Source organism: Thermoleptolyngbya sp. M55_K2018_002, from assembly GCF_015295965.1.
In the GTDB taxonomy this organism is placed as follows: Bacteria; Cyanobacteriota; Cyanobacteriia; order Elainellales; family Elainellaceae; genus Thermoleptolyngbya; species Thermoleptolyngbya sichuanensis.
In genome coordinates this window covers 1-11009 of sequence record NZ_DVEA01000093.1, presented here as the reverse complement: position 1 = coordinate 11009, position 11009 = coordinate 1, and the positions used below count along the sequence as shown (strand labels likewise).

Genomic DNA, 11009 nt, shown 5'->3' with positions numbered 1-11009 from the left:
TGAAGCGGAGCCATTGTCGGGCGCGATGGGCGGGGCAGCGGGGCGGGCAGTCGGCGAAGCCGCTGGTGTAGGGGCTACGGCTTGCTCTGTCGAACAGACCCTGAGTTTGATCCAGGCAGGAGCATCGGGAGTCCGGCGCTCTAGCACCATCAACACGCTACCAGGGGCGATCGCCAGACCTGCCGTTGCAGGGGGTGCAGGGGAAGGGGATGCCGTGGGGCTGCCTTCGACTCTGGGGGGTGAGGGCAGCAGCACTAGCCCAGAGGTGTCACCAGGTGCGCCCTCGACTGCTCGTCCGATCAGCAGAAACGCGCCGGGCTGAAGGGCGATCGCCGGGTCTTCTTCGGTAGGGGGGGATAGGGTCGGCGCAGGGGGAAACCCCGTCAAACTGGCCAGGCGATCGCGCATGAGCCAGTAGCCCAGCGCCCCCGCCCCCAGCAGCGCCAAGAGGGTCAGCAACAGCGGCAGGGTTCTTGGCCTGGCAGCAACGGGCGACACGACCTGCGTTTTGGGCAAAGCGGGTTCGCTGGGCTGCGGTGAGAGATTGGGGAGTGGATTGGAGGCTTGCGCTGCCTTGACGGAGGGAGAGCCAACGGGAGAAACGACAGCAGTGGAGGCGATCGCCGTCGGGGCTGGGGCGACTTCTACGCCAGGAAGCTGCGTCGGTGCGAGCTTAGTAGGCGACAGGCTGGGAAGCTGGACATGAACAATGCCAACGGTTACATTGTCATGACCATTTTGGGAATTCGCCAGATCTACGAGTCGCTGGGTGACGATTTCCAAATTGGCACGTCCGCCCAGCACCGGCAGCAGTTCCAAATCCCAATACTGTTCCACCCGATCATTGTCGCTCAGCCCGTCAGAACACAGCAAAAACAGGCTGTCTTCATCCAGCACAAATCGCTGCACGTTGGCATGGAGCAACGCCGAACTGCTCATCCCTAGCGCCTGCACCAGAGAGCCGGAACTGGCGTGTTGCAGCGCCTCTCGATAGAAGCTATAGCCCATGCGGACCTCCCGCGAGGCCACGTCGTCATCCTGCGTAATCTGGTGACAGTTCCACGGGGTAATCCAGTAGGCGCGGCTGTCGCCCACATGCGCCAGATATAGCTCGTGTCCACGCACCAGCGCCATGACCAGCGTGGTGCCCATGCGCTGCCGATCCTGGCGATGCTCTTCGTCGTTGCGCTGGCTGATCAGGTCATTGGCAGCGCAGGCGGCGGCTTCTAGCTCTTGCATCAGCGCTGGAGGGCTGAGGCGGCTGAGGTCGCTGGACTGGAGGTGTTGCTGCACAGCGGCGATCGCCAGATTGGAGGCAACATCTCCCCCCTGATGCCCGCCAATGCCGTCGCACACAATCAGCAGCGGGGTGACCGTCGGGGTCAAAGCAAGCGTCTGGGCCGTGCCGCTGGGGGGATAGCACGCATCTTCATTGCGCTGGCGGCTGGGGCCTTGGTCGGTGCGGGTGGCAAGCGACACCTGGCGGGACGACGCTTGCGCCACCGTCCACAGCGCTTCGTCTAGTCGTTCAATTACCTGTTCTGAAGCATGAAGTTGCCCCCGGATCATGTCCTGGCAGAGCGCATCGAGATGGGGCGACACTTTTGCGTGGGCAGAGGGCAACCACTGCTGCCACAGGCTGCCCAGGTCTGCCAGCGTCGGTTCAATGCCCGATGCATCCAGTTGAAGCTCCATCAGGCGCACCAGTGGCCCCTCCACGCGCAGCAGATCCGGCATCAGCAAAGAGGAGACGACTTGTTCTGTGGCGAAGGGTTGCCACAGGTGCGCGATTTGCCAGAGCCAGTTGAGCTGGCGCAGCGCAGAGGATCGGGGCCAGAGGTCTGTCAGTGAGGGAAAAAGCTGGGGGTCGCTGGCAGGAGGGTCAGCATCGGATGGCGTGTTGGGCAGGTAAAGGGGCGATCGCTCTAGCAAGGCCAGCTTTTCGGGGCCACCTGCCGATTCCAGTCGCACCCAGTCATACACCTGGGGCACATGCAGCGCGTAGGGCGACAGCCGTAGGTAGGGCAGCAGATTATCGGGAATCTGCTCCGTGGAAATTCCTGGCAGCAGCCCCGGCTTGGTATCTAGCAGCACTCGCCCGCCCTTGACCAGGTAGCGATTGGCCACTAGCTCATCTGTTCGACAGGACTCTGCCCCCGGGCCAATGGCCCAGAGGTATCGCTTAGTCAGCGGCGTTCTACACTTCTGGCAAAACTTGCTGCGCTCTGAATTGGGAGCCTGACAGGAATAGTTAGAGCAGTAGAGCATTCGCGGAGTGTGCGACCAGCAGCCAATGAAAAACAGGATTCGGCTTTACTAGGATAACGTAGACCCCAGCCGAACACATCATTTCGCCGCATAACGCCGGGCCTGATGCCCTGCCACGAATGCCGCTGCAACTTCAGGTCGATGACTCGCCAATTGCCAGCAGAACTCAAGCTAAACCTGCCAAATTGAGTGGGAACTATCAGCAATTCCCAGACAGTGCCTAGACCTTGCCTAGACGTTGATATCGGCGGAAACTCTGGGCAGCCCAAGGCTATAGTTCCGCACGCGGCTTTGCAGGTTGTAGGAGACTTTGCCGTCGTAGAGGAGCGATCGCACGAAATGCTCCAGGTCTGAACCAATCCGCCGCACGTTGTAATCCGTTAGATCTGCCCCGTTATACTGCGCGGTCAGTTCTTCAAATTTCTTATAAACCGCTTGCAGGGCTTCGTCGTTCCAGTTCAGCTCATTGTCTGGATCAACGTCCAGCGTCAGCTTGTCAGCGCTGGGAACTAGCTCGTTGTCCTGAACCTCTGCTGAGAAAATCCGAATGTGCCGCGTGGTGGACTTGATTAACATAGTGCGATCGCCGCCCCAAAAAGTTCGCTACTCAAAGATCTTTCAGATATTGTACAGGTCATAGTCCAGGTCACATCCAGCGCAACGGGGGCTTCTGGAAGAATCTCTGTTTTGAATTTTGGATAGACCCGATAGCCAGTCCTCAATTCCCCAGATCTCGGATATTAAATCTCGGATATTAAATCTCGGACATTCGCCAAAAAGCGGCCCTGCTATTGCAGAACCGCTTTCTAAGGGGCCGTGCAATGCGACACAGCCTGAAACTCTAAGCTAACTCATAGGCTAGCTCTAAGCTAAAGCAAAGCGCAAAATCATCAGTCCAGAAGTTCAGAAGCTCCAGATTCTAGCGAACCGTGCCTTCTAGATGAGCCGTGTCAATCGGCTTCATCAGATAAAGCTGGAGCATCTTCACGCCAATCGACAGAATATGGGGCAGGCGCTTCAGGGTCTTCAGCGGCTTCGGCTCGTTCGATGCGGGCGCGTTGACAATCTTCAGGTAGCTAGCGGCGGCTTCATCCATCAGCCGGAAGAAGTCGGGATGATCCACATTCAGCACCAGCGGGAACACGCGCCCCGCCGTGGCGTTCGTCTCGCGAATCACGTCGATGTCGTAGTCCCGCGCATTGATGCCCAGAGCCTTGTAAAAGTCAGACCGCTGCAAGTCGTTGAGATACATCGTCGCAAACACCGACAGCAGGAAGAACCGACACCACAGCCGCGCCTTCCAGTCATTCAAAATGCTGGGCTGCGCCTTCATGATTGCGTCGAAGAAGTCGCCGTGGCGATTCTCGTCTTGGCACCAGTTTTCAAAGAAGCTGAAGATCGGGTAGATGCGATTTTCGGGGTGGGCTTGCAGATGGCGGAAGATCTTGATGTACCGCCAGTAGCCAATTTTCTCTGATAGGTAGGTGGCGTAGAAAATGAACTTGGGCTTGAAGAAGGTGTAGCTGCGGCTCTTGGTCAAAAAGCCCAGGTCAAGCGACATATTAAAGTCTGACAGGGCCTTGTTCAAAAAGCCTGCGTGTCGTGCCTCATCCCGCGACATCAGCGTAAAGCACTCTGCCAGCACCGGGTTCTTGTCCTTCAGGCGACGACCCAGCTCCTTGTAAAGCAGGAAGCCAGAGAACTCTGCTGTGCAGGAGCGCTCCAGAAACTCGATAAACAGTTGGCGGCTCTCGCCGTCGATGTGATCCCAGGACTGATTAAATTCTTCACTCCGCACGAAGTGATGACGGTTATAGTCTGTGCGGAACTCTTCCAGGATTGCCCTCAGTTCATCCTCGTTCACGGAGATGTCCATCTTGGCCATCTCGTCGAAGTCAGTGGTGTAGAAACGGGGGGTGAGAATGGTCTCTTTTGCCGGGACTTTCACGCCCGGACGCATTTCTTCAAAGCCAGGTTTCTTGAGGGAATCTACCATTGCCAGGTCTTATCAGATTGGATAACTCGGAGCTTTAATAATGACGATACGCAAACCGCGCAACGCATTGGGCCGCGTGTCTTTCAGTCTATCAGGACGACGTAACGGAAATGCGGGGGGCGTGTTAAGAGTTGCAACAGAAGATGTTGGAGTGTGGGGAGCGATTATCCCAGCGCCCCAACTCCCAAGACCTGATTTAGCTTGCCGCTGCGGAAGCCTTCCAGATCCAGCGTCACGTAGACAAAACCGTAGCGCTGGAACTCTGCAACCAGAGTGGGCAGGTCGAGTGTTGCGACGAAGGTCTTGATGTCTTCGGCGGGTAGTTCGATGCGGGCGGTGTCACCTTCGGAGCGAACTCGCAGGGTTTTCAGCCCCAGGCTTCGCAGGTAGCGTTCGGCGCGGCCGACTCGCTGGAGCTTGGCAACGGTGATTTCCTCGCCGTAGGGAAAGCGGGAACTGAGGCAAGGCTGGGCGGGTTTGTCCCACCAGGGCAATCCCAGCATTCGGGAGAGTTCCCGCACTTCTAGCTTGGTGATGCCGACTTCCGCTAGGGGCGATCGCGCGCCTCTCTCCTTCGCCGCCTGAATGCCCGGTCGATAGTCCTGCAAGTCGTCGGCATTTACGCCATCGACGACATAGGGATAGCCGCGTTCCAAAGCGAGGGGCTTCAGCGTGTCGTGCAGTTCGCTTTTACAGAAATAGCAGCGGTTGACTGGGTTGGCGGTGTAGTTGGGGTTGTCCATTTCATGAGTCTGAACCACCTCATGAGCAATGCCGATTTCCGCCGCCTGCACCCGCGCATCTTCTAGATCTTCGGGCAAGAGCGAGGGCGACTCGGCGGTGACGGCCAACGCGCGATCGCCCAACACGTCCCACGCCACCTTGGCCACCAGCGTACTGTCGATGCCGCCTGAGTAGGCAATCAACGCCTGGTCCATCTCTGCAAAGAGCGATCGCAACTGTTCCAGCTTTTCTGCCAGCATGAATCTCGCGTTATCCTCCCAACGCTGTCATCTGTTTCCAGACTAGCGAATTTGAGGGGGAGTGATGGGGAATGGGGGGATAGGGGGGAAGCGGAAAGTGTAGCCTGGACAACATTTGAATCGGAGAGACTAGCGGGGAGAAAGGCAGATGTTACCTGGATTCCAAAGAAATGCCTAAAGCTACCCTCGATTCCTGAAAGCAGTCTCTAAAGTAGTACCTATGCGTACCCCCTTAGCGTGATGAACACTCGCACATGCTCTTAACGATGATGTGTTTTTCAGGGATGTGTTTTTCAGGGATGTGTTTTTCAGGCGGGCTTTTGAATCTTTGGGAGGGATGAACATGGCAGATGCAGCTTTACCCACAGCGTCGAGTGACTTGGAGGGACTGCAATCCACCGTCCGTCATCCCCTGGCGGTGCAGCGGATTCGGCGGCTGGTATGGAAATTGGCGATCGCCACGCTAATCCTCATGGCGATCGGCAGCGCCACCCGCGTCATGAATGCGGGGCTGGCCTGTCCCGACTGGCCCCTCTGCTACGGCACGCTAGTACCCACCCAGCAGATGAATTTGCAGGTGTTTTTGGAATGGTTTCATCGGCTGGATGCCTCACTGATTGGACTGTTGACGATGCTGCTGGTGGGCATGAGCCTGTGGTATCGCCGCTCGATTCCCCGCTGGCTGCCCTGGGCATCAGCCTTTGCTCTGTTGCTTGTGGTGTTTCAGGGCGTGCTGGGCGGGCTGACAGTTATTGAACTGTTGCGATTCGACATTGTGACCGCGCACCTGGGCACGGCGCTGGCGTTTTTCGTGACGCTGCTGGTGATGGGTGTCGCGCTCTTGCCGCACCAAGGAACGGGAACCGTTGGCAAGTTGCCCTGGTTTAGCCTAGCTGCTGCGCTGCTGATTTATGTTCAAAGCCTTTCGGGGGCGCTGGTGGGATCACGCTGGGCGCTGCACCAATGTCTGGGCGGGTCGCAGCTTTGTGTCGTGATGAATACACACCTGCTGGGGGTGGTTCCGGCTAGTCTGTCGGTGTTGATTCTCGTGGGGCTGGCCTGGCGCACTCCGGCGCTGCATCCCAGCCTGCGGCGGCTGGCAAACTTGGCGCTGGGTTTTTTGGGGCTGCAAGTGCTGCTGGGTGTGGCTACTTATCGCCTGCACTTACAGGTCGAGCCGCTCACGGTGGCACACCAGATGATTGGCGCGTGCCTGCTGGGAACGCTGGTTTGCTTCACAGCCTTGGGATGGCGCGATCGCCCCGTCTCCGAGGTCAAGAGCGTTGCTGCTCAGGATTCGACCGATTCCCCTGAACCACCGCCGTCTGGCGCAGTGCCCGTTTAAGGAGGACAGACGTTCGACTTTAGATTTTGGATTTCCGATTTTGGTCTAGCTTGCCTCAAAGCGTCTAACGTCGCTGGGGCTTTGCGACAAAGCAACTCATTTTTCCGCAAATTTCGTCCGCAGATTTCGCAAATTCCGCAAGTTTAATTTCTGCACTTATACTTCCCGCGATATTCGCTCTGGTCAGGTTAGACCCGCTGCTTTTTTAGGATGCTGCTAATGCAAGATACCGTTTGCACCAATTCCATCCGCCATCATCAAAATGTTTGGCAAGTCGTTCAGAGCTACTGGCAGCTCACCAAGCCCCGCATCATCATCCTGCTGCTGATTACCACCGCAGGCAGTATGTGGATCGCGGCCCACGGTGAAGTAGACCCCGTGCTGGCGCTGGTGACGCTGCTCAGCGGGGCCCTGGCCGCCGCCTCTGCCAATACGATTAACTGTCTCTACGACCGCGATATTGACTACGACATGGAGCGCACCCGCCATCGACCACTGCCGTCGGGCCGCATCCAGCCGCGAGATGCCCTGATTTTTGCGATCGCCCTCGCGATCCTCTCCTTCGCGCTGCTGACGGTGTTTGCTAACCTGCTGAGCGCCTGTCTGGCCATGTCCGGCATTGTTACCTATGTGCTGGTCTATACCCACTGGCTCAAGCGCCATAGCACGCAAAATATCGTCATCGGTGGTGCGGCGGGCGCAATTCCCCCGCTGGTGGGCTGGGCGGCGGTGACGGGCGAGCTAAGCTGGGCCGCCTGGGTGTTCTTTGCCATCATCTTCTTCTGGACACCGCCCCACTTCTGGGCGCTGGCGATGATGATTCAGAAGGACTACGAGAAAGTGGGCGTGCCGATGCTGCCCGTGGTGGAAGGTCAGGTTGCCACCGCTAAGCAAATCTGGATCTACACGCTGATTATGATTCCGGTGACGCTGCTGCTGGTGTTTCCCCTCGGCGTGATGGGGGCAGTGTATCTGGTGGCGGCGCTGGGACTGGCTGTGGTGTTCCTGAAAAAAGCCTGGGCCCTGCTTAAAAACCCGATGGACTATGACTCTGCGCGATCGCTCTTTAAGTACTCCATCTTTTATATGATGCTGCTCTGCGCGGGCATGGTGGTAGACAGCCTGCCGATTACGCACCAGATTACTGGGCAAATTTCAGGGGCGATCGCCCAGCACGCCTCGTTTCTGAGCGAGATCGTGCCGCTATAGCGACGAGTCACTCAGCCCGGTTCATCCCCCCAAACCGGGTTCCTAAAAAACCGCTGCCCACCGCTGCAAAATCGGGTTTACCACCTCCGGTGCTTCGTCCTGGGGACAATGCCCCAGCCCATCCAGGGGAATAAAATCCTGGACGCAGGGATAGTTGGCAAATTCTCGACCGAGGGCGATCGGCTCCCAGGGGTCTTCCGTGCCCCACAGTACCAGCACCGGACAGGTAACCTGGGACAGCAAATCTTCTGCTAGGGGCCCTTGGGAATAGCGGATAAAAGCCAGAAACACATCCACAGCACCCGGTTCAAACGCGGGCTTGAGCAGCAGATCCACCAGTTCATCGGTCACGGCATCCTTGCGTCCGTAGGCTTGCAGCAGCACCTTGCGAACCGTCTTAGGCTGGGCAATTTGCGAAAAGAAGAACTGCCCAATCGCCCGATTGCCCAGCACTTGTTGGAGCCACACCGAGCCAAACCGCCGATACCAGGGCAAGGTTGCCCGCTTGCGGTCATGCAGCATCCGCAGCGAACAGTCCAGCATGGCCACGCCGCGCACCCATTCTGGCTCCAGCACAGCCGCCTGCAATGCCGCCACACAGCCAATCGAATTGCCCACCAGCAGCACTGGTCCGCCGATCACCTCGCGGCAAAAATCGAGCAACTGCTGTCCCCAGGTGTCAAAGGTGTATTGAATGGCCTCCCCCGGTGTGGGCTTGGCAGAATAGCCAAAGCCAAGCAGGTCAATGGCAAACACCCGGTTCGTGTCAGCCAGAACCGGAATATTCTTGCGCCAGTGGTCACTAGACGCGCCAAAGCCATGCACCAGCAGCATCGGGACACCCGTTTCGCCCGCTTGCTGATAGCGGATCGGGAAGCCGCGCCAGTGCCAAGTGTGGATAGAGACGGGGTGGGTTTGGGTGAGGGGCATGGTGGGGAAGGGGGAAGAGGGAAGAACGAAGAGGGGAGAACGAAGAGGGAAGAAATGCTCTGGGGTGGGCTTGCGGTTGTGTTGTGGCGGTAGGGTCGGGCGCTGGCTTTGTTTAAGGCAGCGGACTGTGAATTTTTGTAAATGCTGTCCTGATCATATATCAGTCGAAGAGGGGCTGGGAAGATCGAGAACCCCGAAAGCTCTCGTATAGCTTGCCTTAACCCCTGCTTAGGTCGGCAGCTAAAGGATTTTTGGCCAAGAAAGGCATTAGGTAACGTGCGCCCCAACCCCCAAGCCCCTACTCCACTTGGCGTTCTACCATCGCCTCCATCAGGCTGGAAAGGTAATGACCGGACATGATGCTGCTGGAAAGGCAATAAGTATTTTCGCCCAGGCGACGCAGCGTTTCAAAGCCCGTGCGACGCTGGCGATCGCCCAACACCCAGTAGCGCTGCACAATGGACTCTGGCGCGATCCAGCCCTCGCCCTCGACGCGGCCCAGCTCGCTGTGTTGCAGGACAAAGGTGTACTGGCGATCGCTGCCGTTAAACCGCCCGCGATACTTGAAGGTAATCTTGTCGCGCTCGACGGTGGGAAACTCCAACTGCGTCACCATGTCGTACCAGTTGTCGCGTCCCCATACGACGAGGATCTTGCCCTTGACCGGAAGCGGCATAGCATCCCGATCAAGCCAGCTTCCCTGCAACAGCCAGCGACCTGCTTCCATCAAAAACGTGTGGGACACGGCACCCATTCCTCTGTCGCGCGATCGCGCCTTGCAGTGTTGCACATGCTTCTCTGGCAGCCGTATGAACTCGCACAGGGCATCTGCATGGCGATCGATCGTAACACGCGATTATCGGCGTGCCAGGTGAATTTCGCCGAGAAGGGCGGGATCGGCAGCACCCGTCACGTCCGGGAAATTACCTGGAAAATTCTGCCAGCGCCAATGGGCTAAAACGGCAAAGGCGATCGCCTCCTTAAAGTCAGCATGGAGTCCCACTTCATCAGTGGTCAAGACGGGGATGGGATCGAGCAGGGCAGCAAGGCGCGATCGCAGGTAGCCATTGCGACTGCCGCCGCCGCAAAGCAGCACCTGGTCGGGCATGTGTGGCAAAAAGGCGCGGTAGCTGTGAACGATAGAGGCAGCCGTCAGTTCCGTTAGCGTTGCCAGCGTGTCTGCATCGCTCAGCCCACGCTCAGCCGCATCCGCCAAACAGCGCCGCCCATACTCCGCCCCAAACAGTTCCCGCCCGGTTGATTTGGGTGGCGGCAGGTGAAAGTAGGGGTCTTGCAGCCATTGATGGACGAGTTCCAGACAAGGCTGCCCCGATGCGGCCCAGGCTCCGTTCTGGTCGTAGGGCTGTGTGCCGCCCGAAAGCTGATGCACTGCCCAGTCCAGCAGCGCATTTCCCGGCCCCGTGTCCCAGCCCAGCAGCGCCGAAACTGGCTCCGCAAGCTGGACGGGCTTGGACGCTGAGCCGCATACCTCTGGCAGCACGGGCGCATGGCGCAACACCTGATCTCGCAGGGGCAAAAACGCCACATTGCCAATGCCGCCGATATTCTGCACACAGCGGGTCAACGTTGGATGAGACAGCAGCGCTGCATCGACGGGGGGAACCAGCGGCGCACCCTGACCGCCCAGGGCGATATCTGCCGCCCGGAAGTTGCTGATTGTGTGGATGCCTGTGAGGTGGGCAATGAGGGAGCCGCGCCCCAACTGGAGGCTATAGCCAAGGCCAGAGACAGAGGGCATTAGGGAAGGCTGGGAAGACTCGATTGCGTCGGCAAGCCTGGCCCCCGGCGGCCGGTGGAATACGGTCTGTCCGTGGGAGCCGATCAGGTCGGCGGGGGGATGGCCGGCTTGCACCTGGCGGGCGGCCTGGGCAAAGCAGTGGGCGATCGCATCATCCAGACTTGCCAACTCAGCCATCGACAGCGGCGCTCCGGCGCAGACTTCTAAGATGTGCGATCGCAGGTCTGGCGGGTAGGGAAGCGTGATGCCATTCAGCAGCGTGATGCGAAGATCCCAACCCGCGCCCTCCGTTTCCACCAGCGCGGCATCGATGCCATCGACGGAGGTTCCGCTGATCAGGCCAATGATTCGCATTTGCGGCTCCCCTTGGGATGAAGTGGATAGATGAGGATAACGCAATATGCAACTTTGCCGATCCCCCTCACCCTTTTCTGGTATGCCGAAGGCTTTAAGCCCTCTCCCAGAGCAGGAGAGGGACTTCAAGCCTCTCTTGCTCCCCTTCTCCTGACTTGGGAGAAG

At 58.4% G+C, this 11009-nt stretch carries 9 protein-coding genes; 2 read left to right on the top strand and 7 right to left on the bottom strand.

What is annotated here, in order from left to right; translation table 11 throughout:
• From IGS51_RS04715 to larE, 4 genes are all read right to left on the bottom strand, one after another.
• Positions 1–2268, bottom strand: a 2268-nt coding sequence (locus tag IGS51_RS04715; protein ID WP_297076566.1) for a protein phosphatase 2C domain-containing protein, incomplete at its 3' end; no start/stop codon positions are given.
• Positions 2269–2499: 231 nt separating this feature from the next.
• Entirely contained in the window at positions 2500–2844 is a 345-nt protein-coding gene (locus tag IGS51_RS04710) for an NAD(P)H-quinone oxidoreductase subunit M (protein WP_297076563.1), read from the bottom strand.
• Between the two features lie 343 nt (positions 2845–3187).
• A complete protein-coding gene (gene acsF / locus IGS51_RS04705) occupies positions 3188–4264 on the bottom strand; it encodes a magnesium-protoporphyrin IX monomethyl ester (oxidative) cyclase (RefSeq protein ID WP_172354715.1) in 1077 nt (358 codons plus the stop codon).
• Between the two features lie 164 nt (positions 4265–4428).
• Positions 4429–5247 (bottom strand): ATP-dependent sacrificial sulfur transferase LarE, encoded by an 819-nt coding sequence (gene larE / locus IGS51_RS04700; protein ID WP_297076559.1) that lies wholly within the window; start codon positions 5245–5247, stop codon positions 4429–4431.
• Positions 5248–5584: 337 nt separating this feature from the next.
• On the opposite strand from larE, the gene IGS51_RS04695 reads away from it, so the two are divergent.
• Both IGS51_RS04695 and IGS51_RS04690 read left to right on the top strand, forming a co-directional pair.
• Complete coding sequence (locus IGS51_RS04695) at positions 5585–6592, top strand: heme A synthase (protein ID WP_367279259.1); 1008 nt, start codon at positions 5585–5587, stop codon at positions 6590–6592.
• 219 nt (positions 6593–6811) lie between these two features.
• Positions 6812–7801 (top strand): heme o synthase, encoded by a 990-nt coding sequence (locus IGS51_RS04690; RefSeq protein ID WP_297076552.1) that lies wholly within the window; start codon positions 6812–6814, stop codon positions 7799–7801.
• A gap of 42 nt (positions 7802–7843) precedes the next feature.
• Here the strand turns inward: IGS51_RS04690 and IGS51_RS04685 are convergent, their stop codons facing one another.
• From IGS51_RS04685 to IGS51_RS04675, 3 genes are all read right to left on the bottom strand, one after another.
• Entirely contained in the window at positions 7844–8731 is an 888-nt protein-coding gene (locus IGS51_RS04685) for an alpha/beta fold hydrolase (protein ID WP_297076550.1), read from the bottom strand.
• Positions 8732–9029: 298 nt separating this feature from the next.
• A complete protein-coding gene (locus tag IGS51_RS04680) occupies positions 9030–9476 on the bottom strand; it encodes a hypothetical protein (protein ID WP_297076568.1) in 447 nt (148 codons plus the stop codon).
• Positions 9477–9587: 111 nt separating this feature from the next.
• Positions 9588–10844, bottom strand: a complete 1257-nt coding sequence (locus IGS51_RS04675) for an anhydro-N-acetylmuramic acid kinase (RefSeq protein WP_297076548.1) — start codon at positions 10842–10844, stop codon at positions 9588–9590.
• Positions 10845–11009: the final 165 nt, after the last annotated feature.

Excerpts from the sequence above, each read along its gene's own strand:
- IGS51_RS04710 (WP_297076563.1), bottom strand. The coding sequence starts at position 2,844 with ATGTTAATCAAGTCCACCACGCGGCACATTCGGATTTTCTCAGCAGAG.
- acsF (WP_172354715.1), bottom strand. The coding sequence starts at position 4,264 with ATGGTAGATTCCCTCAAGAAACCTGGCTTTGAAGAAATGCGTCCGGGC.
- larE (WP_297076559.1), bottom strand. The coding sequence starts at position 5,247 with ATGCTGGCAGAAAAGCTGGAACAGTTGCGATCGCTCTTTGCAGAGATG.
- IGS51_RS04695 (WP_367279259.1), top strand. The coding sequence starts at position 5,585 with ATGAACATGGCAGATGCAGCTTTACCCACAGCGTCGAGTGACTTGGAG.
- IGS51_RS04690 (WP_297076552.1), top strand. The coding sequence starts at position 6,812 with ATGCAAGATACCGTTTGCACCAATTCCATCCGCCATCATCAAAATGTT.
- IGS51_RS04685 (WP_297076550.1), bottom strand. The coding sequence starts at position 8,731 with ATGCCCCTCACCCAAACCCACCCCGTCTCTATCCACACTTGGCACTGG.
- IGS51_RS04675 (WP_297076548.1), bottom strand. The coding sequence starts at position 10,844 with ATGCGAATCATTGGCCTGATCAGCGGAACCTCCGTCGATGGCATCGAT.